At 66.2% G+C, this 26,234-nt stretch carries 21 protein-coding genes; 10 read left to right on the top strand and 11 right to left on the bottom strand.

The features are described from left to right. Positions 1-22: 22 nt before the first annotated feature. Entirely contained in the window at positions 23-1,618 is a 1,596-nt protein-coding gene (locus KY501_RS13545; RefSeq protein ID WP_224363326.1) for a carboxylesterase family protein, read from the top strand. Between the two features lie 36 nt (positions 1,619-1,654). On the opposite strand, the gene KY501_RS13540 is transcribed toward KY501_RS13545, so the two are convergent. Further along, the gene (locus KY501_RS13540; protein WP_224363325.1) at positions 1,655-2,350 is read right to left on the bottom strand and encodes a pilus assembly protein N-terminal domain-containing protein; all 696 of its coding nucleotides are present in this window, start codon (positions 2,348-2,350) and stop codon (positions 1,655-1,657) included. 30 nt (positions 2,351-2,380) lie between these two features. After that, on the bottom strand, positions 2,381-2,944 hold the full coding sequence (locus KY501_RS13535) for a TetR/AcrR family transcriptional regulator (protein WP_224363324.1): 564 nt from the start codon (positions 2,942-2,944) through the stop codon (positions 2,381-2,383). A gap of 135 nt (positions 2,945-3,079) precedes the next feature. Between KY501_RS13535 and KY501_RS13530 the strand changes: the two genes are divergently transcribed. Beyond that, positions 3,080-4,312: a serine hydrolase domain-containing protein gene (locus KY501_RS13530; RefSeq protein ID WP_224363323.1), complete on the top strand. Its 1,233-nt coding sequence runs from the start codon at positions 3,080-3,082 to the stop codon at positions 4,310-4,312. A gap of 9 nt (positions 4,313-4,321) precedes the next feature. Here the strand turns inward: KY501_RS13530 and KY501_RS13525 are convergent, their stop codons facing one another. Both KY501_RS13525 and KY501_RS13520 read right to left on the bottom strand, forming a co-directional pair. Next, positions 4,322-5,386 (bottom strand): SPFH domain-containing protein, encoded by a 1,065-nt coding sequence (locus KY501_RS13525; RefSeq protein ID WP_224363322.1) that lies wholly within the window; start codon positions 5,384-5,386, stop codon positions 4,322-4,324. After that, positions 5,383-5,871, bottom strand: coding sequence for an NfeD family protein (locus KY501_RS13520; RefSeq protein ID WP_224363321.1), 489 nt, complete (start codon positions 5,869-5,871; stop codon positions 5,383-5,385). Before KY501_RS13520 ends, KY501_RS13525 begins: the two co-directional genes overlap by 4 nt. A 202-nt stretch (positions 5,872-6,073) precedes the next feature. Between KY501_RS13520 and KY501_RS13515 the strand changes: the two genes are divergently transcribed. Continuing rightward, positions 6,074-9,097 carry an error-prone DNA polymerase gene (locus KY501_RS13515; RefSeq protein WP_224363320.1) on the top strand — a complete coding sequence of 1,008 codons (3,024 nt, stop codon included), beginning with the start codon at positions 6,074-6,076 and terminating at the stop codon, positions 9,095-9,097. A gap of 162 nt (positions 9,098-9,259) precedes the next feature. Continuing rightward, a complete protein-coding gene (locus KY501_RS13510; RefSeq protein ID WP_224363319.1) occupies positions 9,260-10,333 on the top strand; it encodes an SGNH/GDSL hydrolase family protein in 1,074 nt (357 codons plus the stop codon). Between the two features lie 84 nt (positions 10,334-10,417). On the opposite strand, the gene KY501_RS13505 is transcribed toward KY501_RS13510, so the two are convergent. After that, positions 10,418-11,329, bottom strand: coding sequence for a hypothetical protein (locus KY501_RS13505; protein WP_224363318.1), 912 nt, complete (start codon positions 11,327-11,329; stop codon positions 10,418-10,420). 93 nt (positions 11,330-11,422) lie between these two features. Here KY501_RS13505 and KY501_RS13500 point away from each other — a divergent pair, with 93 nt between their 5' ends. From KY501_RS13500 to KY501_RS13490, 3 genes are read left to right on the top strand one after another with little or no spacing between them, the layout of a single operon-like run. Next, positions 11,423-12,082 (top strand): hypothetical protein, encoded by a 660-nt coding sequence (locus KY501_RS13500; RefSeq protein WP_224363317.1) that lies wholly within the window; start codon positions 11,423-11,425, stop codon positions 12,080-12,082. After that, positions 12,079-13,731, top strand: a complete 1,653-nt coding sequence (gene lnt, locus KY501_RS13495) for an apolipoprotein N-acyltransferase (RefSeq protein ID WP_224363316.1) — start codon at positions 12,079-12,081, stop codon at positions 13,729-13,731. Before KY501_RS13500 ends, lnt begins: the two co-directional genes overlap by 4 nt. Then, positions 13,728-14,381, top strand: a complete 654-nt coding sequence (locus KY501_RS13490) for a hypothetical protein (RefSeq protein ID WP_224363315.1) — start codon at positions 13,728-13,730, stop codon at positions 14,379-14,381. Before lnt ends, KY501_RS13490 begins: the two co-directional genes overlap by 4 nt. Positions 14,382-14,385: 4 nt before the next feature. Here the strand turns inward: KY501_RS13490 and KY501_RS13485 are convergent, their stop codons facing one another. The 4 genes from KY501_RS13485 to KY501_RS13470 form a co-directional block, all read right to left on the bottom strand. Beyond that, positions 14,386-14,811, bottom strand: a complete 426-nt coding sequence (locus KY501_RS13485; protein WP_224363314.1) for a VOC family protein — start codon at positions 14,809-14,811, stop codon at positions 14,386-14,388. A gap of 22 nt (positions 14,812-14,833) precedes the next feature. Continuing rightward, the gene (locus KY501_RS13480; protein WP_224363313.1) at positions 14,834-16,075 is read right to left on the bottom strand and encodes a suppressor of fused domain protein; all 1,242 of its coding nucleotides are present in this window, start codon (positions 16,073-16,075) and stop codon (positions 14,834-14,836) included. A 20-nt stretch (positions 16,076-16,095) separates the two neighbouring features. After that, a complete protein-coding gene (locus tag KY501_RS13475; protein WP_224363312.1) occupies positions 16,096-17,445 on the bottom strand; it encodes an AHH domain-containing protein in 1,350 nt (449 codons plus the stop codon). Positions 17,446-17,547: 102 nt separating this feature from the next. Further along, positions 17,548-19,206 (bottom strand): acyl-CoA dehydrogenase family protein, encoded by a 1,659-nt coding sequence (locus KY501_RS13470; protein WP_224363311.1) that lies wholly within the window; start codon positions 19,204-19,206, stop codon positions 17,548-17,550. Between the two features lie 59 nt (positions 19,207-19,265). On the opposite strand from KY501_RS13470, the gene KY501_RS13465 reads away from it, so the two are divergent. Beyond that, positions 19,266-20,927 carry a DUF8689 domain-containing protein gene (locus KY501_RS13465; protein ID WP_224363310.1) on the top strand — a complete coding sequence of 554 codons (1,662 nt, stop codon included), beginning with the start codon at positions 19,266-19,268 and terminating at the stop codon, positions 20,925-20,927. A gap of 9 nt (positions 20,928-20,936) precedes the next feature. Here KY501_RS13465 and KY501_RS13460 read toward each other — a convergent pair whose 3' ends face one another. Beyond that, positions 20,937-21,719, bottom strand: coding sequence for a WbqC family protein (locus KY501_RS13460; RefSeq protein ID WP_224363309.1), 783 nt, complete (start codon positions 21,717-21,719; stop codon positions 20,937-20,939). Positions 21,720-21,946: 227 nt separating this feature from the next. Here KY501_RS13460 and KY501_RS13455 point away from each other — a divergent pair, with 227 nt between their 5' ends. After that, positions 21,947-24,298 (top strand): ATP-binding protein, encoded by a 2,352-nt coding sequence (locus tag KY501_RS13455; RefSeq protein ID WP_224363308.1) that lies wholly within the window; start codon positions 21,947-21,949, stop codon positions 24,296-24,298. Here KY501_RS13455 and KY501_RS13450 read toward each other — a convergent pair. After that, entirely contained in the window at positions 24,278-25,105 is an 828-nt protein-coding gene (locus KY501_RS13450) for a phytanoyl-CoA dioxygenase family protein (RefSeq protein ID WP_224363404.1), read from the bottom strand. The two genes, KY501_RS13455 and KY501_RS13450, sit on opposite strands and share 21 nt — an antisense overlap. A gap of 146 nt (positions 25,106-25,251) precedes the next feature. Here KY501_RS13450 and KY501_RS13445 point away from each other — a divergent pair, with 146 nt between their 5' ends. After that, positions 25,252-26,196 carry an alpha/beta fold hydrolase gene (locus KY501_RS13445; RefSeq protein WP_224363307.1) on the top strand — a complete coding sequence of 315 codons (945 nt, stop codon included), beginning with the start codon at positions 25,252-25,254 and terminating at the stop codon, positions 26,194-26,196. Positions 26,197-26,234 lie beyond the last annotated feature (38 nt).

The following is a 26,234-nucleotide window of genomic DNA, read 5'->3' as shown; positions in this document are numbered from 1 at the left end:
CGAATGTCGAGGAGACGCCTGGATGAGACGACTGGTCGCGCTGCTCTGCTTGTGGGGGCTGGTGGGGTGCTCGGGAGAGTTCGAGTCGGAGTCACCGCTGGAGACCGATGCTTCGCAGCGCGGACAGGCTGCCTCGGTGACGGCGAAGATCCCGATCACCGCGGCCATGGTCCGTCTGGATCCGGCGAGGCCGGCCCAGGGCAACTACTCCACCGCATTCGATGAGCAGACGCTGGCGGGAGATCCGGTCCTGGGAACCGGCGGCAAGCCGACCACCAACTGGAGCGAGCAGAGCTGGAATACGGCCGATTACCCGGCGGGGTTCTACATCGATCTGGGCGCGCAGTACGTCGTCACGCACGTGGCGTACTTCGACACCTTCAGCACGGACGCCGTCAACTTCGATACCGGTAGCCCGGGTCAGTGGACGCGGCAGGTGACCAGCCAGAGCACGGGTTGGGAGCAGTGGAGGATCTTCCCGCTCACCTCCGTCACGACGCGCTACATCCAGTACTCGCGCGGGATGTACGCGGGCGTGAACGAGATCCTCATCTACGGTTATCTGGCGGACGGAACGCCGCCTCCCAATCAGCCGCCTGTCGCGTCCATCACGCCTCCGGGCGCCATCACCCTGCCCACGGCGACCGCGACCCTGCGCGGAGCGGGTACGGATTCGGATGGGACGATCAGCTCCTATCAGTGGACGCAGGTGTCCGGTCCGAACACGGCCACGATCAGCGGTGGGACCACGGCGACGGCGACTGTCTCGGGGCTGGTCGCGGGCACGTACAAGTTCCGGCTGACGGTCACGGACAACGGCGGGGCGAGCGCCACGGCGGAGGCCACGCTTCTCGTGAACCCGGCGCCCAACGGGCCGGTGCCTTACGGTGTGCAGACCGCGGTCAAGAAGAGCTCCACGAGGTTCGGCACGCAGCCGCCGTTCGGCTACTACGAGTACCTGCCGAGCCAGTACGACGCGGACCCGACGAAGAAGTGGCCGCTCATCATCATGCTCCATGGCCTGGGTGAGCGAGGCAACGGGGAGTCGGAGTTGTCGAAGCTGCTGGGGCAGGGCCTCACCGGCCAGATCCAGGCGGGGACGTTCGCCGCGCACGACAAGTTCATCGTCGTGTCCCCGCAGTTCATCTGGTACGAGCCAAACTTCATCCGGGATGTCCTCAACTTCGTCAAGGCGCATTACCGCGTGGACGAGAGCCGGATGTACCTCACGGGCCTGTCCCTGGGCGGGATCGCCACGTGGAGCTACGTGAACACCTATGGCAGCACGGTGGAGTTCGCCGCGGTGTCGCCGATCGCGGGCAATGCCCTCTGGGGTGGCATCTCCTGCGCGCAGTTCGCGACAGTTCCCATGTGGGTCTTCCACGGTGAGAAGGACGACAACAAAGAGACGCTCGCTTCTCTCGACATCGCGGGTGTCCAGACGATCAGGAACTGCAGCGTGCCTCCCGTGGAGACCCGGCTGACGCTCTATCCCGACGAGTTCCACGACTCGTGGACCATCACCTACGATCTGAGGGGGATGCAGAGGCCGACCAACCCGAACTGGGATCCGTACAACGTCGACCTCTACTCCTGGTTCCTCCAGCACACGAAGTAGAGGCGGGTGGACGACAGGTGCCCTGGGCCTCCGGGCTCAGGGCGCTGGCTCGGGGGTAGGCAGCAGCCGATCCTCGAGCCACTCGGCGTAAGGGGCGAGGGTGAGGTGCGCGCGGGCCTCATCGGTGCTGCTGGAGAATCGTCCGGTCAGCACCACCCGATCTCCTACCACGATGGCGCTCGCATCGAGGAAACCCGCGCGCCACAGCTCGTGGTTGATTTGCAGGAGCGCTTCGCGCAACGCCCGATCGACCAGCTGCACGTCGACGAAGATGTAAGGGTAGATCGCTCGCATGAGCCTCACTCCGCGCGCGTCGTCGAGCGACAATGCGGGCCCACGCACCATGAAAGTGGTCCCTGCGATATCGAGCTCGAGCAGCGAATCCGGGGGCAGGAACCTGCACAGATCACAGACCCGTTGCCAGACATCCATGCGCCTCACGCGGATGTCGAACGTGCGGATGGGACCCTCGGGGCCAAAGAGGAGCAGCCGGGTGTCGCCTTGGTTCTCGGGCGAGACGTACACCGCGAGCTGACGGTTGCCGATGGGACGCGCCTGGAGCAGCTCCTCGTCGCGGATGGCGAAGCCGCGCACCCCCGGTGGGAGGTTGATGACCTTCGTCACGCCGGGTGGGAGCCGCATGGGCTCCGTGGAGGGCTGGGGCCTTGCCTCAGCAGAGGCCGCACTCCACAGCAGCACGGCCATCCCCCAGAACCACGGCTGTTTCGGCATTCCAGACTCCTCGGGCGGAGGTTGGGCAGTCTACTGCTTCTGGAAGTCGATCGCCCTCAGCGCGGTCTCGGCGATGGTGAGAAGTGTGGCCTCGTCCGCACCGTCCTGGGCCTGCACGGACATGCCCTGGATCACGGCACCGAGGAACCGGGCGAGCGCCTCGGCATCGGTCTCGGCGGGCAGCTCGGCTTCGGCGATCGCTCTCTCGATCCGCGTGCGTAACATGTCCAGAGACTGGTTCCGCAGACTCGTTGTGTGCCGGGCCACATCCTCGTTCTCCGAGGCACAGGTGAGGACTGCGGTGGACACCATGCACCCTCGGGGACGGTCAGGACGTGTGAACTCGTGGGCTGTATCGCGCAGCATTCGAGTCATGGCCTCCTTGAAGGAGGGTTCCTCGATCAGGGCGCGCGCCGTGAATGTTCCCCGCTGCTCCCGGTAGCGTTCCAGCGCTTCCCGGTAGAGGTCCGCCTTCGAGGTGAAGGCCGTGTAGAGGCTCGGCGCAGTGATCCCCAGCTCCTCGGTGAGATCGGCGATGGACGTGCCTTCGTAACCCCGCCTCCAGAACAGATCGAGCGCCTGGTCCAGCGCCACGTCGCGGTCGAATCCTCGAGGGCGGCCCCGGGGCCTGGAAGGGGTAGTGCTCTTTTTCATAGCGATCACTCTGGAAATTGGATGAGGCCCGGGTTAATTCGTAGCGAACACTCTAAATATAGGGGCGTCACGCATATGAGTCTTCCATCTCGATACCTGTTGGCAGTGGCCAGCGTTCTCCTGGGGTTGGCGGGCCCTGCCTTCGCGCAGGCTCCGTCGCTCACCGAGCGACTGGACCGAGCCATCGATCAGGCGCTGGCGGACCGGCGCATCGTCGGAACGGTGGTGGTGGTCGCGCAGGACGGCAAGATCGTCTACGAGCGCGCTGCGGGGTTGGCCGATCGCGAATCCAAGCGGCCCATGAAGAAGGACGAGATCTTCCGTCTGGCCTCCATGTCGAAGCCCATCGTCTCGGTGGCCGCGCTGAAGCTGGTGGAGCAGGGCAAGCTTCGGCTGGACGATCCTGTCTCCAAGTGGCTCCCGGACTTCCGGCCCAAGCTGGCGGACGGGCGTGAGGCGGTCATCACCGTGCGCCAGTTGCTGACCCACACGGCGGGGCTGAGCTACGGCTTCTTCGAGCCCGGAGGAGACGGGCCATACCACCGGGCTGGTGTCTCCGACGGGCTCGATGAGCCGGGCTTGAGCCTGGAAGAGAACCTGAAGCGCATCGCCTCCGTCCCGCTCTCCTATGAGCCGGGGAAGCAGTGGGGCTACTCGGTGGCGACCGATGTGCTGGGCGCGGTCGTCGCGAAGGCGGGCGGGGCGCCTCTGCCGCGCGTGGTCGAGCAGCTGGTCACCGCGCCTCTTGGCCTGCCGGACACCGGCTTCACCGTGAAGGACGTGGCGCGGCTCGCGACGCCCTATGCCGATGGCAAGCCGGAGCCCGTGCGAATGGGCGATCCGCAGGTCGTCCCCTTTGGTGGAGCGGGCGCCCGCTTCTCGCCCTCCCGAGCGCTCGATCCGCGCTCGTTCCCCTCTGGTGGCGCCGGAATGGTGGGCACGGCCCGTGACTACGTGAAGTTCCTCGAGTCGGTGCGTACGGGCAGCGGACCGGTGCTGACGGCGAAGACGGCTTCACTGGTGGGAACCAGCCAGACGGGCACGCTTCCCATCAACGCCCGAGGCCTGGGTTGGGGCTTCGGGTTCGGTGCCGCGGTGGTGCTCGATCCGGCCCAGGCCCACACCCCGCAGTCCGCAGGGACCTACGAGTGGGGAGGTGCCTACGGTCACACCTGGTTCGTGGATCCCCAGAAGCGCGTGACCGTGGTGGCGCTGACCAACACGGCCTTCGAGGGCATGGCGGGTGTTTTCCCAACCCAGGTCCGCGACGCGATCTACGGAGTGACGACAGCCTCCGTGGCGAAGTAGCCAGGGAGACTACTCATCCTGCGGAATCGGCGGGCCCCGGCGCACGGGGATCGGGGCCGGCTGCTTCTGCACCCGGATGGTCTGATCCCCCAGGTTCGACGCGGGCCGGCCCTGCTGCGGCGGAGACGATGTGGCATCGCCCTCCTTGTTGAACAGCTCCTTGAGCATGCCCACGCTGCCCAGGGCCGCGCTGGCCTCGTAGGGGACGAACACCTTGTTGTTGCCCTTGCCCAACTCCTGCAGCGTCTCCAGGTAGCGCAGCGCCAGCACCTCCGGCGTCGCCCGGCCCGAGTGCACCGCCTCGAACACCAGCCGGGTGGCCTCCGCCTTCGCCTCGGCCTCCAGCACCACCGCGCGCTTGTGGCCCTCGGCGCGCGCCACCTCCGCGTCGCGCTCGGCCTCGGCGCGCAGGATCCGCGAGATCTTCTCGCCCTCGGCCTGGAGGATCGCCGCGGACTTGTCGCCCTCGGCCTTCGTCACCTCGGCGCGGCGCTCGCGCTCGGCCGTCATCTGCTTGGCCATGGCCTCCTTGATGGCTCCGGGCGGTTCGATCTCGCGCAACTCCACCCGCGTCACCTTCACGCCCCACTTCTCCGTGGCGTCGTCCAGCACCATGCGCAGCTTGGTGTTCACCGTCTCGCGGCTGGTCAGCGTCTGGTCCAGCGTCAGCCCGCCCATGATGTTGCGCAGGTTCGTCATCGTGAGCTGCTCGATGGCCATCGCCAGGTTCTCGATCTGGTAGAGCGCCTTCGCCGGATCGACGATCTGGTAGTAGATGACCGAGCCCACCTCCATCGTCACGTTGTCATGGGTGATGACCTGCACGGTCTCGAAGCCCATGACCTGCTCGCGCAGATCCACCATGGCGCTGCGCATGAAGCGGTTGCCCGTGCGCATCTCGATGGGGCGCGGGCTGTCCAGGAACGGAATCAGGATGTTCAAGCCGCTGTGCGCCACGCTGTGAAACTTCCCCAGCCGCTCGATCACCATCACCTTGGCCTGCGGCACGATGCGGATACCGGTGATGAGGGCAAAGATCACCACCAGCGCCGCGACGATGAGCAACACCGTCATTTCGTTCTCTCTTTCTTCAGGACTGCGGAAGTTTCGAGCGACGCGGAGGGGCGCCGCACCCACAGCTTCAATCCATCCACCTGCTCGACGGTGACCCGCTCGCCCTCGGGCACCGGGCCCGACAGCGAGCGCGCCGTCCACAGCTCTCCATTGATCCGAACAGTTCCTCCGTGAGGATCCGACAAGGCCTCAGTCACTACGGCCTCCTGGCCAACCATTGCCTCCACCCCCGTCTTCAAGGGGCTGGCCGAGCGCATGAACGCCTCCTTGAAGATCGTCCGAGAGGCGGCGAACAGAGCCACCGACACCACCGTGAAGAGCAGGAGCTGTACGTTGATGCCCAGCCCCAGCGCTCCCACGAGCGCCGCGGCTAGGGCGCCGACCGCGAACCAGAGCGTGACGAAGCCAGAGAGCTTGATCTCCAGGGCGCCGAGTACGAGCGCCGCGATGATCCACAGCTGCCAGTCGGTGGGAGTCAGCTCCATGTCGGGCTCCTGTTTGGCAGTGGGCTCGGCGTCCTGTCAAACCTGCCCATCCCCCAGGTTTTCTTCTAGATAGATATGGGGCTCGCACTTCTGTGTCCCGCAAACCGGTCCGGAAATCGGACCGGTAGGAAGTCCCAGAGATTCGACATTTGCCGATCTTTCCTGGCTGCGGTCTGAACGCACGTCCAGTAACTTAGGGGCTGTGTACGCCGAGCTGATCTGCCGCTCCAACTTCTCGTTCCTCCGAGGCGCCTCCCATCCGGAGGAATTGGTGGCCACGGCCGCGCGGCTCGGGCTGCAGGCGCTGGCGCTGACGGATGGGGACGGACTGTATGGCGTGGTGAAGGCGCACCTGGCGGCCAAGGAGCATGGCCTCAAGCTGATCCTGGGCACGGAGCTGACGCTGACGGACGGGCCTCCGGTGGTGATCTACGCCATGGACTCGACCGGCTACGCCAACATGTGCCGCCTGGTGTCGGCCAGCCGGATGACGCACCCCAAGGGAGAGGCGGGGCTGCCCTGGCGCGAGGTGGCCGAGCGCTCCGAGGGCCTGATCGCGCTGCTGCCGAACCCCGCGCGTGCCGAGCAGGTGGCGCCCCTGGCCGAGGCCTTCCCCGGCCGCTTCCACGTGGGGCTGTGCCGCACGCTGTCCGCGGGGGACAAGGCGCGCGAGGCCCAGGCCGACGCCCTGGCGCGTACGCTCGGAGTGCCCTTGTGCGCGCACAACGACGTGCACACCCACCACCGGCGCCGGCAGCCGCTCCAGGATGTGCTCACGTCCATCCGCCACAAGACGACGGTGGACAAGGCGGGCACCCGGTTGCAGCCCAACGCCGAGCGCACGCTGAAGTCTCCCGCGGAGATGGCTCGGCTGTTCCGGGACCGCCCCGAGGTGCTGGAGCGCTCGTTGGAGATCGCCAGCCGTTGCCACGCCACGCTGGATGAGCTGCGCTACCACTTCTCCGAGGAGGATCTGCCTCCCGGGCGCACGGCCATGGATCACCTGCGCGTGCTCACCGAGGAGGGTCTCGCGTTCCGTTACCCGGGTGGCCTGCCCGGCGATGTCCGCAAGCAGATCGATCACGAGCTGCGGCTCATCGAGGCCCTGGACTTCCCCGGCTACTTCCTGGCGCTCTGGGACATCGTCCACTTCGCGCGCTCGCGCGGCATCCTCTGTCAGGGGCGAGGCAGCGCGGCGAACTCGGCGGTCTGCTATGCGCTGCAGATCACGGCCATCGATCCGGTGCGCATGGGGCTGCTCTTCGAGCGATTCCTGAGCATGGAGCGCAAGGAGCCACCCGACATCGACGTGGACTTCGAGCACGAGCGCCGGGAAGAGGTGCTCCAGTACGTCTACGAGAAGCACGGCCGTCACCGCGCCGGCATGGTCTGCGAGGTGATCTGCTACCGGGGACGATTGGCCCTGCGTGAGGTGGGCAAGGCGCTGGGGCTGTCGCTGGATCAGGTGGATCGGCTCTCGAAGGTGTCGGCTGCGTACGGCTTCGACGTGACGCCCGAGGTGCTGGCCGAGGCGGGGCTGTCCGCGTTCGACAGCCGGGTGCGGCAGACGCTCACGCTGGCGCAGGACATCGAGGGTTTCCCGCGCCACCTCTCCATCCACGTGGGCGGCTTCGTCATCACCCGTGAGCCGTTGGTGGACCTCATCCCCGTGGAGAACGCGGCGATGAAGGGCCGCACCGTCATCCAGTGGGAGAAGGACGACATCAACGCGCTGGGCGTGCTCAAGGTGGACCTGCTGGCGCTGGGCATGCTCACGGCGGTGGCCAAGTGCTTCGCGCTCATCCGCCAGCACTTCGGCCGGGAGCTGTCGCTGGCGACGATCCCTCCGGAGGATCCGAAGGTCTACGACATGCTCTGCGACGCGGACTCGGTGGGCGTGTTCCAGATCGAGAGCCGGGCGCAGATGAGCATGCTGCCGAGGCTCAAGCCGCGCACCTTCTATGATCTGGTGATCGAGATCGCGATCATCCGCCCCGGGCCGATCATCGGGAACATGGTGCACCCGTTCCTGAGGCGCAGGGAGGGCAAGGAGGAGGCCACATACCCGACGCCCGAGGTGCGCGCCATCCTCGAGAAGACGCTGGGCGTGCCGCTGTTCCAGGAGCAGGCCATGAAGCTGGCGATGGTGGCCGGAGGCTTCACGGCGGGCGAGGCGGACGGCCTGCGCCGGGCTCTAGGCCACAAGCGCGCCGAGCAGTTGCTTGAGCCCTACCGCATACGCTTCGTGGACGGCGGAGTGAAGCGGGGCTACTCGCGCGAGTACATGGAGGAACTGTTCGAGCAGTTCCGCGGTTTCGCGCACTACGGCTTCCCGGAGTCGCACTCGGCGTCCTTCGCGCTCATCGCCTACGCATCCTCGTGGCTCAAGTGCCACTACCCGCAGGCCTTCTGCGCGGCGCTGCTCAACTCGCAGCCCATGGGCTTCTACGCGCCGCACACGCTGGTGGCTGATGCGAAGCGTCACGGCGTGGAGGTGCGTCCGGTGGATGTGCGTCAATCGGACTGGGACTGCACGCTGGAGGAGGGCGGGGTGCTGCGGCTCGGGCTGCGCCTGGTGCGCGGGCTGAACGAGTCGGCCGGGAAGCGCGTGGCGGCTGCGCGCGGGCAGGGTTACGCGAGCGTGGGCGAGTTGGCACGGCGGGCCCGTATCCCCCGGCACGAGCTGACGCGTCTGGCGCTGGCCGGAGCGCTGGCCGCGCTGTGCGGCTCGAGGCGGCAGGCGCTGTGGGACATCCAGGCCCTGGGTCCGCTGGACGAGGATGATCTCTTCTTCGGGCTGCCCATGGATGGCACGCAGGTGGAACTGCCGCCCATGAGCGTGGCCGAACGGGTAGAAGCGGACTTCGAGACGGTGGGGCTCTCCCTGGAGAAGCACCCGCTGGAGTTGCTGCGTCCCGCTCTGCGCAAGCTGGGCGCGGTGTCCGCCGAGGGGCTCAAGAGGGTGAACCCGGGCCGGCGTGTGGCGGTGGGCGGAATGCTCATCACCCGACAGAGGCCTCCCACCGCCAAGGGCATGTGCTTCATCTCCCTGGAGGACGAGACAGGCATTGCCAACCTCGTGGTGCCTCCGGATGTCTACGAACGCTGCCGCCGCGACATCCACGGCGCCCTCTTCGTCGTGGGAGAGGGTGTGCTGGAGCGCACCGGCAAGGTGATCAATGTGAAGACGCAGCGAGTCATGGCCCTGGAGGGATTGCTGGGCTGAAACGCCTCATGACGCACTGCGCGAGGTTCACGGGTTGAGTTATTTGTTAGCGCAATGCGTCACTTGCTGTTTATTGGAATTTGTACTGTTTTTCCTGGAAATGAACGGTGGGCCATCTGTACCCTGCGCGCCTCCCATCCCCCGGGAGCCTAGGAGGCAGTCATGTCCCTTCGTCTCAATCTGCGTGGCGCTACCGCGGCGTGCGCAATGGCAGCCACTGTCGTGAGCGGCTCTGCCGCCGCCAGCACCATCAACCAGAACACTTCGTGGACCATCAACCGCACCGGTGCGACGAGCACCTATCGCGTGGTGGCCTACGGCGACTCGATCTTCGCCGGCTACAACGGCGGCCTGTTCAGCGTGGCCCGCCGCGCCGAGCCGTACATCAGCGGCGAGTACCTGGGCAAGCAGTGGAACGCCAACATCGAGGTCGTCCGCCGCACCAAGTCCGGCGCCAAGGCCGACGACATCTATAACAACAAGATCATCGCCGAGAAGTCGTACATGCAGGCGACCAACGCCAAAGTGGTGATGTTCGAGATGTGCGGCAACGACTATCTGCAAGCTCGCACTGCGTTCAAGGACCAGACGGGCACGTGTAGCTACAGCGGCCTGGACTCGGCGCTGGCCGCATGCACCACGTACATGGAGAAGGGCATGCAAGCCATCAACCAGTACGCGACCTCGGCCAAGGTCAAGGTCATCATGAACATCTACTACCCGGGCTACAACGCGGACAACGTGCAGACCAGCTGCAAGGACGCGAGCACGGGAGCGACGATCAACCGCCGGGACAAGTTCCTGCCGTACCTGCTCAAGAGCAACTGGCGCGCGTGCAACCTGGCGGCGACGTATGGCTTCAAGTGCGCGGACTCCTTCGCGGAGATGATGGGCAGCGATTACGACTCCAACGGCGACGGCCAGATCGACGTGGACGCCCTGCGCTTCCAGGCCGGCGAGAGCGAGACGGCCTACGTCAACCGGATTCTCGCGCTGAAGGCCACGCTGCGTGACTCCAACACGCACTACGCCAGCGCGAGCGCCAGCTACGACTACCTCCAGTCGGATGACACGCACCCGACCTACTACAAGTCCACGATCAGCACGGGCTCGGGCTCGGCGACTCCGGACTTCACGGACGCGCAGATCGTCAGCGGCAAGAACACCGAGTGGAACAAGTGGGGCCATGAGAAGTCGGGCTGGTCGATCTCCACGTACAACCCCTCTGCTCCGTAGTGCTCTGACGCACCTCGCGCGCTGAGTTCCGGGCGCGCCTCTGCTCCTTTCGGGAGTGGGGGCGCGCCTTCGTGTTTCCGGGGCTCAGAGGAAGGGCTGCACCATGATCGCGGGGGCGCCCACGTAGTACGCGAGCCGGCACACCCACTCCGCGAACTGGCGCACGCCGTGAGCGCGCGAGGGCAGGAGCCAGGTGAGGCCGAATGCGAGGAGTTCGGCGGCGATGCGCCAGACGCCCGCGTACAGGAGCAGGCCGAGGGCGAAGCTGTGCCAGAAGGCCGCGAAGGTCTTCAGGTAGGCCGCGAGCCCGAGCAGATCGTATTCGCCGAAGGGGCCTCCGAAGGTGATGTACTGGTGCGCGCGGAACATGACGCCGGTGGGCAGCAGCGGGAAGAGGCCGAACTTGAAGGCGGGCTTGTCCCAGAAGCGTCGCCGCAAGTCGTGAAGGGCCTGGCCGAAGCGCGTTCCCGGATGTGCGGACGCCGTGGCTGCCGTGGGCAGCGTGAGGCCCAGTGTCGAGAGCAGCGCGGCGGGATTCTCCACCTGGAGCTGATACTGGAAGCGGCGCCCCGATTTCATCCGCAGCGCCAGTCCGGCGCCGGGGAGGGGGAGCTTCCAGGGCTCGACGCTGGAGACGGAGTCTCGGGGGATCTCGAAGTGCACGCCGCGGAGCTGGAGCACGAGCCGTGAGGGCTCCACGGTGAGTGTGCCGGAAGTGACGCGCCGCAGCAGCGCCGCGAGCGCCCAAGGCAGGAGGAGGAGCGCCACGAGCTGAAGCGCGAGTCGCAGGATCAGGCCGAACGGGACGAGGGGCTCCAGGCCTTCGAGCGAGCCCTGGAAGGCGGCAGCGGCCAGGTAGAGCAGGCTTCCCGTGCCGATGGTCTGGGCCGCGATGGCGAGGAGCCGGAGGGCGGGCCGCCAGGCGTGGACCTGGAAGCGGGGAGCGGCGTCAGCGCCGGGAGTGGGAGGCGGGACGGGCTCGGCTGCTGCGTGCATGGGGTTCGTGGGAGGCGAGAGGCTCCGCGTGGGGCGGATTGGCCTCGATGGGAGGGGCCGGTACTATACGGAGCCTGGAGGTCCTGAGCGAGCATGCCGGCGCAGCCCCCGGCCCCACAGCGGCACGTCGACAGCGATGGAGTCGTCCGGGTCGAGCAACGGCGCGCGGGAGGTGGCGTCGCGTGGGTGCTCGGGATCGGGATTGCTCTCACGTGCGCGGCCCTGGCGCTGAGCGTGTGGCTGATGTTCGACACGCCGGAGGCGGAGGGCCTGCCGGTGGTGGCTAGGACCGCCCCGCTGGTGGCGAAGCCCGCGCCTCCGGAGCCTGCTCGTCCTGCTCGTCCGGTGGTGAAGGCCTTGCCCAAGCATGTGCAGGAGCAGGTGGCTGCGGTACCGGAGGAGGTGCTCGAGCAGCTCCCCGAGGGGCTCTACGAGATGCCGAAACCCGGGGATGCCCCTTCGGGGATGATGTTGTTCCCTGCACCTGGGACGGATCCGATCAAGGTGGGGATCATCGTGCCGGAGGACTTCGAGCTGCCTCCCGGCTACGTGCGTCACTACCAGGCCTCGGATGAGGGCGAGCGGTTGCCCGCGATCCTGATGTTCAGCCCGGAGAACCCTCCGCTGGATGCGAATGGCCAACCCATGAAGGTGCCGGAGAACGGCATCGTCCCGCCGGAGCTGGCGCCTCCGGGGTTGCCGATCCGGATGCTGAATCCCGAGCATCCGAACGAGGTGGAGCCGAAGCCATGAGTTCGGAGTTGTCCGTGGGGCGGCGGTTCGGGGAGATGCTCCTCGCGGCCGTGGCGACGTCGCTGGGCGTGTGGCTGTTCGGGAAGATCGAGCCGGTCTGGGGCTGGTTGGGTTGGGTGGCGCTCGTGCCGTGGCTGGCGGTGTTGGATCGGGCGCGGACGGTGCGGCAGGCGCTGGCGGCGGGGCTGGTGCTCAGCGTGGTCTTCACGGTGGTGATCTTCGGGTGGTTCGCGGAGGCGCTGGGGGCTTACGCGCACTCCTCGGCGATGTGGATGTTCTGGCTGGCGTTGCTGCTGTTCGGACCGTTCATGCAGCCGCAGTTCATCACCGCGGCGCTGGCGAGACACCTGGCGCGGCGGATGGCTCCGGAGCGGGCGTTCCTGCGCGTAGGGCTGATCGGAGCGCTGGTATACGTGGGGACGGAATGGGCATGGCCCAAGCTCTTCGCGGACACACTGGGGCAGGGGCTCTACAGCTCTGTCTGGCTGCGGCAGGGGGCGGACATCGCTGGAGCGCATGGCCTCACGGTGGCGCTGATTCTCGGAAACGAGTGCATCCTGGCGGTGGTGAAGGCCTTCTCGGCTCGGGGCTGGAAGTGGCCGGGTGAGAGGGAACTGCGAACTCCTGCGACGGTGCTGGTGGCGCTGGTGGCGGTGCTCGCCGGGTATGGAGCCTTTCGTTATCGACAGGTCAGCGAGCGCGTGGGAGCAGGGCCAGGGCTGACGGTCGGGGTGGTGCAGGCGAACATCACGGACTACGGGCGGCTGGCGGCAGAGAAGGGGATGTACGACGCGCTCCGGATGATCCTGGACACGCACTACAAGCTGTCGGACGAGCTGCTGAAGGACTCGAAGCCGGACCTGATCGTGTGGCCGGAGACGGTGTATCCGACGACGTTCGGCTCGCCGAAGAGCCAGGATGGGGCGGAGTTCGATCAGGACCTCGCGCAGTTCGTGGGCGAGCGCCAGATCCCGCTGATCTTCGGTGCGTACGAGTTGGATCACGATCGCGAGTTCAACGCGGCGATGTTCCTGGGGCCGGTGGGGAACCCGGAGGAGAAGCGGCTGGAACTGGGCGTCTACCGCAAGACGAAGCTCTTCCCGCTGACAGAGTGGGTGCCTGACGTGATGGACCCGCCCTGGGTGCGCGGGTTGTTGCCGTGGTTGGGGACCTGGAAGCGAGGGCCTGGGCCGCAGTCGCTGAACTTCCCGCTGCGCGGGGGCCGGGTGCTGAAGGTGGCGCCGCTCATCTGCTACGAGGCCATCTTCCCGGGCTACGTGGCTCAGGCGGTGAGCAAGGGGGCGGAGCTGATCGTGACGCTCTCGAACGACTCGTGGTTCGGGACGTCGGCGGGACCGAAGCTGCACCTGACGCTGGCGGCGTTCCGGAGCATCGAGACACGATTGCCACAGGTACGGGCGACGAACTCCGGCATCTCGGCCTACATCACTCCGACGGGCGAGATCGTCCGAGAGATACAGACCGGTCAGCAGGCAGGAGTGGCGATGACGATCCCGCCGACCGAGCACATCGGCACATTGATGGTGGCCTGGGGAGACTGGTTTGGTCCCACGGCGCTGATCTTGGGCGTGGTGTTGCTGCTGGTCGAGGCACTGCTCCATCGACGGGCGGTGAGGATGAAGGCTTGAAGGCTCAGCGAAGCAGTATCTTTGCCTGCCTCCAGCAAATGACTCATCGAGAGATGGCTCCACTGGCACTCCTGATGGTCGCTGCATGCACAGGGGTTCCCTTCTTTCGAAACTCGGCACCTTCCACTCCGGCTGACACCTCCTTAATGCCGCAGGAATCGGGACTGGCGGGCTGTGGGCAGCGGCCGCTACGTGCCAGGATAGAACTCCAAGAAGTCCACTATGACGGCGAGTATCTCTCCGGGCATTTTCTTGTGGGTGCCGAGGGAGAGCGCCTGCGCCTGGACAAGCGACTGTTCTCGAACATCGATGTGAACGTGAACTCTGTCTTGGACTGTCAGACACGCCAGAACGTTCCGTTCCTCGTCATGGATGCTTTCCCACCTCGTGGCCGGGAAGAAGACCTCCTCATCCTCGAGCCAGGGTACTGGTATGGGCGCACCCTACGTTTCCCGCTTTTCGCCAAGGAACTCAACGGACTGGGACCCGAGTGCATCGAGGTCGAGCTCTCGCTCATTTCGTTCGAGGGAAAGTGCGTCGGGCTTCATCGGGTCCGGGCAGTACGTGAGACGGAACAGGTCAACGATGGTGGAGTGACAGGAGGAGCATCTCCCTCTGAAACCGGATCCGGAGATGCCGGGCTCGAGTAGAGCGCTACGCCGCCTCCCCATCACGGCTCGCCAAAACCACGTAGTACCCGTCTGGATCCCGGAGCCACATCTCCCGGTGCTGGGGCGCCGGGTTCACATGCGGCTCCTCGACCACTGTTGCTCGTAGCTTCCGCGCACGCTCCACGGCCGCATCGAAGTCGTCCACTTCGAACCAGACGAGGACACCATGTCCAGCCGGTACGTTGTCCCTCTGCGTGAGGTTGGGATGCTCCTCGTCGTCCCATCTGTGGATCTGGAGAATGAGCGTGTCCCCGCTCATCAGCCGGTCATACATGAGCCGGTGTGGATGATCCGGGTCCCCAGAGGACTCCACTTCGAGCAGGGCCTTATACCAGGCGCTGCTGGCCTTCACGTCGCGCACAGCGATCAGCGGTTGGGCGCGCACGGTTGCTTGTTTGGATTGGGTCATACACTCCTCGTTTAAGGCAGGATCATACGACGGGCTGCCTGGTGGCGCGGCAGATGTGCTCCTGGCCGTTCTCCGTGAACAGCGTTGCCAGCGCTGAGTCGCCTCCCCGGCCGTAATCGAGGAGATAGGTCAACTCGGCCGGAAGTAGCGCCTTCACGGTGACGAGTCGCACTTCACCGGCGGGGGTGATGAAGCCCCGAGGGATGCCCTTGGACTCGAGGCCAAGCAACACCGCGACGCGTCCTTCATCGGTGACCAATGCCTCTGGCATGTTCTCTCCCGAGACCTCCATCGACATGAGCCCCTTCAGGAGCAACCATTGCACTCGCTCATGTTCAGCCACTTCGTCGGCCACGCGCTGAAGCAACCGTAAGGGCCAACTCCCCGCTACGGGCTCTACAGGTTCGTCCGTCTCGATGACGAGTTCCAGGCCGAAACCCGCTGAGGGCTCCCTCCGGTCGATGAACGGATCTGACATCCCATCCGTGGCCAGCAGCGTGTGGCTGCCTGAGCGGTGGATGGTGCGCCACGCCTGTCTGTGACCCGGCCACAGCGGTCCCCCCATGGCAATGGGAACGAGGGCCTCCGCTTCGAGTTCTCCAAGTGAGCGGAAGGCCGTTTCGCGAGCAGCGTCCACCTGGTGCATCAGCTTTTCGTGCGTCAGCTCCTTGTAGGACTCCTTCTGATGGACACGCTCTGGACCGGTCACATCGGTGAACTTTGAGCCAGAGAGCCCTGCCTCTTCGAAGGCGGTTTTGACCTCCTCGGACACGAGGAGAACGACTGGCCAGCCCCATGGGCGGAAGATTTTTGCGTCGTCCACTTTTGTGGGATCAATGTGCAGGCCAGCGACGACACGGTATTCCCCCACAAGTTCCGGCTGGCCATCCTCGTCTGACCAATACTGCACTTCTTCGCAAGCTGCATCATCGATACATCTCACCACGCGCAGAGTATTGAGCGCGCAGTACTCGTCTGGCTGTGATTCGACATTGACTGGGATGAGCTGTACGTCGTTCGGAGCCAATCGGCGGAGGATGCTCGCCACTTTCTCGTGGACGATGGGAACCGCTGCTCCAGCCACCGAGAAATCCAGCGGTTTACCAGGGCGCGACAGGGGAATCCGGATTGCTCCATTCAAGCTAACAGGCTCACCTCTCCGGAATCGCCCGGTCCAGATCTTCTGTCCTTGTTCATCCCGTGGAGCCCTCAGTTCCCAGCGTCCTGGGATCAGGACGTCCTCCGATAGCTTGAAGTATCTCATACCTACGGTGAGTCCCCTCGTCACTCAGTTCGGGTCACGAGCTTGTTGAGCCGAGAGCCCTGCGTGGAAATTTCGCTGGCCAATCTCTTGAGTTCCGCAGTGAGCAACTGCTGGCACTGCTGGAGGGGTCGGCACATGGATGTTGCTCGGTCCAAGCGTTCGTACACCTCCTCGTGATACGCCTGCGGATGAGGGCCTTGGTGGCCACGGACGCGAACCTTGTTGGCAGGGTCATTCAGCGACATACCCGCGCGGTCGAAGATCTCCTCGAACTTGGGTGTCCAGGGGCCGCCACTGTGAGCCGCATCGGTCCATTTGTCGGTGGCGATGTGGTGCTCGTGACCCTCTGCATCCACCGGGCTGGAAGCTGCGCCCCGCAGGCCATCAGCCACCGCAGCGACAGCAGTGGGAGCGAGGGCAATGGTGATACCATCCGCTGTCACGGCTACCGTCTCCACCTCTGCGATGTTCGCAAGACGGACTCCTGCTTGCGTCGCTCCAAGCACCGAAGCCTGCGCTGAACCGGGCAGAGTCGGGATTGAGGCAGAGAAGCTAGATACCGTCTGACCAATGGCGGCTGACAGGAGCAGACCGAACGCCCGCGCAGCATTTCTTCCCATCACCTTGCCGTATTTTCTTCCGGCTTCGCGTATCTCCGAAAACGAGGTGGCACGGTCCACTGCGTCAATCAGGGCTCTCCACCCCATAATGAGTGTCCAGAAAGTGTCCACTCCGACGTAGCAGATGAAGCCGGCTGTCACGACGGCTGCCAATCCTTTGGAGATCGGTTCAGGCGCTATCCACAAGACAGCGTAGATTGTCATTGCCCAGAGAATGGATGCCTTGATGGCCTCTGGGTCAGCCATGTCCTTGAAAGACTCCATCATCTCAGGCAGTACCTCTTCCATGGCGAAAGACATGGCAAGCGTATAGCGGCCGTCCTCTGTGATGACGGGGTTGTTCAGCAATAGCTTCAGGCAATCCCGCTGCTTTCCAGAAGCCTCACAGCGTCTCACGTACTCCTGGGTTATTCGCACATCAGATGGAGCCCATTGGGAGGGTGAGGGCTGAGTTTCGAGAGGTGTGACCCCTTGATATTGTGTGTATCCGTACCAGCCGCTGCGAGGTGTGACCCCAAAGAGTTGCCGGGCGTCTCTCTCGGGATTGAGCGAATTCTTCAACCTCATTGCTTGCTGCTTGATAATGTGCTTGAGTTCCTTTCCCGTTATCTCTACTGGTGCGCTTGCATCGCTGAGAGGGATATGCGCGTGCGGCGTTTTCTCGCCTGTGTCGAGATACACCACGCGTGTGGTTCTGCAGGCAGCGAGGAGCGTCAAGAGCAAGAACGATATGAACAGGCGAGCGGCCATGATCGTGACTTGGGATCGGGGCATGTGTGTTGATTAGAATGGCAGTCCCTGCGCCCACCGCAGGTGGCGGGGGCGCTCTTGGGATTTGTTTTACTTCTTGCGCTATGCCAACAGCCGCGAGTCGTCCAAGTCCACGTCTGAAATCAGATCCACACCGTGCCGCGCGAACCGCCGCGCCGCCGCCATCACCTTCGGACCGTGGCCGTTGTCCAGGCACCACTGCGCGTGCTCCACCAGCATCGCCAACTCCAGCGTCCGGCCCAGCGTCAGCGAGAACCGCCGCGCTCCCGCCTCCAGCCCCATCGGATTCGCCAGCGAGCCCGACACCCAGCTCCGCGCGTGCTCCAGCGCGTCCTCCGCCGCCTTCACGCACGGCTTCAGCCCCGAGTCTTTCGCCGCTGCCAGCCGCTTCTCCACGTCCGTGTGGAACACGTCCAACGATCCTTCCTTCGCCAACGCCCGCAGCGTGTCCAGCGAGAGCACGTTCGTCGTGCCCTCCCAGATGCTCAGCACCTGCGTGTCCGCCAGCAGCCGCGGCAAGTACGTGTCCTCCACGTAGCCCGCTCCGCCGAAGCCCTCCACCGCCTCCGACGTCGCCGCCACCGCCTGCTTGCCCGTCGTCAGCTTCGCCAGCGGCGTCACCAGGCGCTGCAGCAGCAACTCCTCCTCGCTCGCCACCTTCGCCTCCATCCGCCCCAGCAACTCCGCCGCCCGGAACGCCATCAGGAACGCCCCGTGCGTCTCCGCCTCCAGCCCTGCCAGCGTGTCCACGTGCAGCGGCTTCTCCGACAGCTTCGCCCCGAACTGAACCCGCTTCGCCGCGTAGTCCTTCGACAACGCCATCGCCCGCCGCATCGCCCACGCGCAGCCCATCGCGTTCCACGTCCGCGTCACGTTCAGCATCCACGACATGTTCCGGATGCCATCCGTCAGCCCCGTCACCGGCACCGCCAACGTCCCGTCCAGCGTCAGCTCCGCCGTCGGCACCTTCCGCGTCCCCAGCTTGTCCTTCAGCCGGTTGATCAGGATCCCGTTCAGCCGCCCGTCCGCCTTCCGCGTCTCCACGAAGAACAGCGCCAGCCCCTTGCCTCCGGGACCGTTGCCCTCCGGCCGAGCCAGCGTCAGCGCCATCTGAGACGTCGTCGCCGACGTGAACCACTTCGTCCCGTACAGCCGCCAGCCCTCCGGCGTTTGCTTCGCCACCGTCTGCGTCAGCCCCACGTCCGAGCCGCCCGTCCGCTCGGTCATCCACTGGCCCGACGTCCAGAACGTCGCCGGATCCCGAGACGCGAGGTGGGGCAGGGCGCGGTTGATCAGCTCCGTGTTCCCCAGCGATAACAGCGTCCGCGCCGCCCCGTCCGTCATCGCCAGCGGGCACGAATACACGTCCAGCGACGGCTGGATCACGTAGTTCAGCGCGAACTGGTGCACCCGGCTCAGCTCCGCGCTCTTCTGCTCGTACGCCACCGCCACCAGCCCCCGCTTCGCCGTGAGGACCTCCGCCTCCTTCCACAGCGGCGTCAGCTCGATGTGGTCCACCCGCTGACCCCACGCGTCCCATTGGGTCAGCACCGGCTCGTTCAGCCGATCCCGCAGTTGGAACTCATAGAAGTACTTCCCACTCAGCTCTCCCAGCTCCCGTAACTCCGTTGTGACAGAGCGTCGGAGCTCCTCCGGCAGCTTGCGGGCAAGGTAGGACTGCAGCAGGGAGTCGTCGTCGTACTGGTTGCCGAGGCGGGGCGGTTCCTGGAAGAAGCTCATGCCCCAAAGTTAGCATCACCCCCAGCGGAGAATTCCAGGATTTGGGGTAGGCTGCTCCCATGCCCGAGTTCAAGAGGCCGGGAACTCCCCCGGGGTTCGAGCCTCCCGAGATCACCACCGACCTGAACCGCAGCGTCACCCCGCTCGACGTCCCTGTCACTCCGGGTCCTCCGTCGCCTCCGCTGGCTGCTCCGCCCCGCCCCAAGGGAGGCACCGGCGCCGCGCCTGCCCTCCCGCCCGCGTCAGAGGCCACCCGAGCCGCCCAAACGGGTTACGTCGGGCCCGAGCGCCGAGCCGTCTCTGCTCCGCCCCCCGGCCCCGACCGTCGCGCCGCCGCGCCGCCGCCGCCGCCGAGCCCCGAGCGCCGCATGGGCGGCACCGCCCAGCGCCGCGCCCTCGAGCCCTCCCCGGCGCCCTCCAAGACGTTCTTTCCCCAGCAGCCGCGCAACATCGAGGAGGCGGGGCTCAACGTCTCCATGGTGGAGGAGCTCATCCTCAAGGCCGTCTTCTTCGCCGGTGAGATGCGCGGCATGGATCTCGCCAGCCGCCTCAAGCTGCCCTCCGCCATCGTGGACGAAGTCATCGAGGGACTGCGCCGCCAGAAGTACCTGGACATCCGCGGCGGCGGAGCCTCCGGCGTCGGCCGGTCCACCATGATCTACCAGCTCACCTCGTACGCCACCGAGCTGATGCGGCAGATCCTCGATCGCAACCGCTACAACGGTCCGGCGCCCGTGCCCATCCAGGACTGGGTCTACGCCGTGAAGAAGCAGACCATTCGCGGCAACCGCATCACCCGCGCGCGTATGGAGGACAAGTTCGGCGACCTCAGCATCCGCGACTACATCTTCGACGGCATCGGCCCCGCGATGAACTCCGGGCGAGCCATCTTCTTCTACGGCCCCCCCGGCAACGGAAAGACGGCCATCTGCCAGTGCATGGTCAACTGCTTCGAGGGGGACATCTTCATCCCCTACGCCATCATGATCGACGACTTCATCGTCCGTCTCTACGATGGCATCCTCCACAAGGCCGTCGAGGATGAGCCCGGCTCTCAGCCGTATGATCGGCGCTGGGTCCGCATCAAGCGCCCCCTCGTCGTGGTCGGCGGCGAGCTGACCCTGGAGATGCTCGATCTCGTCTACTCGCCCGAGGTGAAGTACTACGAGGCCCCGTTCCAGATGAAGGCCATGAACGGGATGCTGCTCATCGATGACTTCGGGCGGCAGAAGGTCTCCCCGTCGGATCTGCTCAACCGGTGGATTGTCCCGCTCGAGAGCGATGTGGACAACATCACCCTCCACACCGGCAAGAAGGTGCAGGTGCCCTTCGACGTGTTCACCGCTTTCTCCACCAACCTGGAGCCCACCGATCTGGTGGACGACGCCTTCTTGCGCCGCGTCCGCTACAAGCTCGAGGTGCAGCGCCCCGACGAGGGGCAGTTCTTCGAGATCTTCGAGGCCATCTGCCACAAGCGCAACGTCCCGTACGATCCCGAGATGGTGGAGTATCTCATCGAGAAGCACTACCGGCCCCAAGGCCGCCCCTTCGCCGCCTGCCAGCCGAGAGACCTGCTCGATCAGGTGATCGATATGGCCAACTACCTGGGCATCCCGCCGCAGCTCAACCCGGTGCTCCTGGATCGCGCCGTGCGCAGCTACTTCGTCCGCTTCGACAAGACACCCCAACGCGGCCTGCCACCTCCGGGAGGCACGCCGTAGCCGGCTGACTCAGCCCGCTGGCGGAGCGAAGGGGCCCCAGGGCGAGGGCTTCAGCCACTCGCGCACCTCGTCCACCGGGACGTTGGAGAGCACGTCCACGATCGACAGACCGTACACGAAGCGGCCCTCTCGGCCCTGCGGGTACTGCGGGTAGCGGAAGCGCTGCCACAGTAGCCGCACCCCTACGTCCCGGAAGGCCGCCGGCTGCAGGTACATCGTCGAGCCCGTGCCCGAGTAGTACGTGTCCGCGCCCATCTGCACGCAGTACGAAGCCAGCCGCCCCGTCTTGTCCGGGTGCGAGCGATCCAGGGTGGAGGCCAGCCGCACACTCGGTGCCAGGCCCAGTGGCTCGTAGAACACCGCCATGCTGGCCAGCAGCGTGCGCAGCAGCGAGCCAGGCCCTCGCGCCTGGGCCGCCTCCGCGTAGAAGGGCTCTAGCCGAGGCAGCACCTGGCTGCGGAAGTACGGCCGCCCTCCATAGAGCGTGGTGATCGCCTGCAGGTGCTTGCGAGCCCATGGTTGGCTGGCGTCCACCGACAGCTCCGACAACAGGCTGTCCCGATGTGCTCCCTCCAGGGGAATGCTCAACCATTGGAAGCCCGGCTCGCTCGGCGCCGGAGTGGGCACGTGGTGCGGCAGCGCCACCCGCGTCCTCCGCTGCCAACCCCGCCTCAGCCACTGCACATTATCCAGCACGAGCAGTGTGCTCGAGCGCGCCACCTGCTCGTAGAAGTCCAGCCATGGGAGGTAGTGCGGTTGCTCGGCGACCAGGACACCTGGGGTTCCAGACACGGCTGGGAGCCTACCATCCGACATCTCGAACCCTGGAGACGGGTTCGTTCTGGACTATTTCAGAAGGGGTCGAAATGATTGGTTTACTCCCCAACGGTTGGATTCCAAGGCCCTGAGAAATGAGGATTCTGCTCGTCACTGCTGACCCATACGACTCCCTGGTCGGGGAGATGAAGCGCCTGGGTCACGACGTCGCAGTCGAGCCTGACCCCATTGCAGCCGGGCGCATGCTCGCTCACGAGCCCATGGACGTGGTCGCGGTGGAGTCCTCTCGCCTGGCCAAGGGCGCGCAGTGGCTGGAGATGCTGCGGGCGGGATCTCCGCATGGGCTGCTGGTGCTGGGCCTGGCGGCGTCGATGGAGGAGCAGGAGCTGTCGCTGCTGCTGGTGGCCGGAGTGGACGAGTTCCTGGTGGCGCCCTTCGCCCCTGCCGAAGTGCAGGCCCGGTTGACGCTGCTGAACCATCGCCGCGCCGCGTCGGATCATTCCCTGCGCGAGCGAGGGCGAGGCGAGGTGGCCCGGCTGACGGACATCGTCCAGCTCCAGAGCGAGCTGCTGCATGCAGGCCTGGAGCTGCAACGGGTGATGCAGCGCATCTGTGAGCACGCTCGATCGCTGTGCCACGCGGACGGTTCGGCGGTGGGGATGCTGGAGGGCAACATGCTGGTCTACCGCATCACGGTGGGCTGCGTGACGTCCTTCCAGGGCTTCCGGCTGCCCGTGTACGAGAGCCTGACGGGGGCGGCCCTGTTGAGCGGCGAGGTGCTGTACGCAGCGGACACCGATCGCGACACGCGGGTGAACCAGGAGGCCACACGGCGCATCGGGATCCGATCGATGATCTCCGTGCCGCTGCGGCATGGCGACCGGGTGGTCGGGGCCCTGAACATCCTCTCGCAGCGGCCGCACGCCTTCACGGAGCAGGAACTGCGGACGATGGAGCTGCTGGCGGTGATCCTCGCCTCGGCCATGTCCAACGCCGCCGAGTTCGAGGCCAAGCAGGCGCTGGCCTCCGAGCGGGCCGCGGCGCTCACGGCGCTGCAGGAGACGCAGGAGCTGTTCGCCTCCTACATGAACAACAGCCCGGCGCTGGCGTACATGAAGGACGGCGAGGGCCGCCGCGTCTGGGCCAACGAGCCCTACCGGCGCTTCTACCGGGTACTTCAGGCGGAGCTGCCGAAGATCTCGGATCATGAGCTGATGTCGGCGGAGTCCGTGGCCATCGTCCGGCAGCGCGATCGCGAGGTGCTCGAGTCCGGGCAACCCACGGCGACCGAGGAGCTGATCCCCGCGCCGGACGGCACCGAGCGCTGTTGGTTCACCTACCGCTTCATCGTGAAGGATGGGGCCGACCGGCGCTTCCTGGGCGCGGTGTCCCTGGACATCACCGAGCGCAAGCGGACCGAGGCGGCGCTGCGTCGCTCGGAGGAGAGCTTCCGAGCGCTCATCGAGGGCTCGCCGGAGGCCATCTTCGTCCACCGGGGGGGCTCGCTCGTCTATGTGAACCCGTCCGCACTGAGCTTCCTGGGGCTGAAGCGCTCGGAGCTGGTGGGCACGTCGGTGCTGAACTACGTGCACCCGGATGATCGAACGCTGGCCGAGGGGGCGCTGGATGTGGCCCCCGCGCAGCTTCAGTCGGGCACGAGCGAGATGCGCTTCCAGCGGCGCGGCGGGCGGGTGCTGACTGCTGAGGTGAGCCGCATGACGCTGGTGTTCGACGGCGAGCCGGCCACCGTGGTGAGCGCGCGCGATCTCACCGAGCGCAAGGCGATGCAGGCGCGGCTGGTGCTGTCGGATCGGCTGGTCGCCATGGGCACGCTGGCGGCGGGCGTGGCGCACGAGATCAACCAACCGTTGACCTTCGTGATCTCCAACCTGGCGTTCCTGGCCAATGAGCTGCGGACGCTGGCGGGCGAGCTGCCCCCGGGGCGCCTGTCCGAGGCGGAGGAGGTGCTGGGCGAGGCCTCCATGGGCGCCAACAAGGTGAAGCAGATCGTGGCCGATCTGAAGACGTTCTCGCGCGCGGAGGACGACGCGCCCACGGCCGTCAACCTGCAGAACGTGATCGAGTCGGCGCTGACGATCGCCCGGGCAGAGCTGCGTTCGCGCGCCACGGTGGTGCGGGACTACGCCGATGTGCCTCCCGTGGAGGGCAACGAGGGGCGCTTCGGGCAGGTGTTCCTCAACCTGCTGATCAACGCGGCGCAGGCCATCCCCGCGGGGCAGCCGGAGCGCAATGAGATCCGCGTGAAGCTGCGCTCGGTGCAGGACCACGTGATCGTCGAGGTGAGCGACACCGGGGGTGGGATCCCTCCAGAGATGCGCGCGCGCATCTTCGATCCGTTCTTCACCTCCAAGCCGGTGGGCGTGGGCACGGGGCTGGGGCTGTTCGTGTGCCAGGGCATCATCACCCGCTTCGGCGGGGAGATCTCCGTGGAGAGCGAGGTCGGCCACGGAACGACGTTCCGGGTCCTCTTCCCCTCGGCGCGAGCCTTCCGCGCGGCCTACTCGACGTCCGCACTGCCCTCGAGCACGGCGGAGGATGCGGCGGCTACTTCCTCATCCACCCCTCGATCCTGAGCTCCCTGGAGCGGTCCCCGCAGGCGGGTGACGGAAGACAGGGGTGAAGACGCGAGGCGCCTTCTTCTTCCGCACGCACCGGATCTGCGCGCTCATGTAGCAGGTGGAGAAGGCACGGCGCCGCTGTCCCGTGCGGCTCGGACCGGAGCGGTGCCAGAGGTGGTTGTGGATCAGCAGCACCTCGCCGGCCCGGGCGGGTAGGAGCAGCCGACGGGATTCGGCCTCGGCGGCGGCCACGCGATCCGGAGGGATGACGCCGCCCAGGGCAGTGACGAGCCCTCCCCGGTGACTGCCGGGCACCACCTCCAGGCAACCGCCGTCCTCGGGCGCGTCGTCCAGGGCGGTCCAGATCTGCAACTCGGGTTCCTGGGTGATGCCCCAGAGCTTTCCGCCATCCTGGTGCCAGGGCAGGTTGCTGCCGCCGGCCTGGCCCTTGTGGAAGAGGATGGCGCGGTAGAGGACGATGTCGTCGGGGATGCAGGCGCGGGCGATGCGCTCGAAGAGGGGGTTCTCCAGCCACGCGCGGAAGCGCGGATCCAGCTCCAACTTCTCCAGCTTGCGGTAGTCGAGCGAAGGCCCCTGCCAGCCCAGCCCCAGCGGCGCATCCTCGTAGCGGCCGGTGGGCGCATCCATTTGGAAGAACATGCCCGGGTAGGCCACCCGCCCGAGCATCAGGTCATCCGCGCGCTCGCGCAGGGCGGCCAGGCCCGCGTCGTCCAGCAGCATGCCCAGGCGGGCGTAGCCGTGCTCGGCATAGTGGGCGAGCGCCGGGGCCACATCGAAGCGGCTGGGATCCACGCACAGCATGCTCATCTCGACTCGCGGGGGGGCGGAGTGCTCACGGGAACACTCTCGATGGCCTGGGCCGTGTCGTCCAGCATCCCGCGAGGGGCTGGTAGGCAAGCAGGAAAGCTTGCACCCCGAGGCACGCCGCACCATGTATTCCGAAGTCCATGCCCTATCGCCGCCTCACTCGCTTCGTCACTGCCCCGGATGGGACCCGGATTGCGTACCACACCCATTGCGGCAACCTGCCCGATGAGCGTGTCGAGGGGGACATGAGCTCCCGGCCTCCTGTCCTTTTGACCAATGGGATTGGCAGCTCGGAGAACTTCTGGCGCTACATCGTCGCCAACCTCGAGCAGGATCACCGGGTGGTGCACTGGAACTACCGGGGGCACGGCCACAGCGAGGAGTCTCAGAGCGGGGACTACTCAGTGCCCATCCACGTGGGTGATCTGGAGCGCGTCACCGAGGAGATGATGCGGCGAGGGGACGGGCGGCCTCCACACCACATCGCCTTCTCCATGGGCGTTCGCATCGTCCTGGAGTTGTACCGCCGGCGGCCGGATCTGGTCCCCGCCATGACGCTCATCGCGGGGGCTCCGGGCGCGGCTTTGACGTGGCAGAAGGGCAGGGTAGCGAAGATGGGGCAGAAGGCGCTGCGGCGGGTGGTGGATGAGGTTTCACCCCTGGTACCGATGCTGGCTCCCGCCATCCATGCCATCCTGGCCAGCCCGATCGCCTACCCAGCAGGTCGGCTCATGGGCTCTCTGCGGGCGCGGGCCCCTCGCGCGGATGTGGAGGAGTTCTTCGCCTCGCTGCGACGCATGAGCCCCGAAGCCTATTGGAAGACGCTCCAGGGCCTCATGGTGGGGCATGCGTGGGACGTGTTCGCCCAGGTGGAGGTGCCCACGCAGATCATCGCGGCGGCCAACGATCAGATCGTTCCCCTCGGAGACATGGAGCAGATGCGACGCGTGTTGCCCCAGGCCCGATGGTTGCTGGTTCCGGATGCAGGGCACGCGGGGCTGGTGGAGGCCGGCAGCGAGATCGCGGATGCCGTCCGCACCTTCCTGGTCGAGCGAGGGATCGAGCCCCCGTCCATGGCGCCATGATTTCGACTGGACCTCCCGGGTTGGGTGCGCCATAAGAG

Origin of the sequence: Hyalangium versicolor (assembly GCF_020103695.1) — a bacterium.
GTDB lineage: Bacteria > Myxococcota > Myxococcia > Myxococcales > Myxococcaceae > Hyalangium > Hyalangium versicolor.
This window is presented reverse-complemented; position numbering and strand designations above follow the sequence as displayed.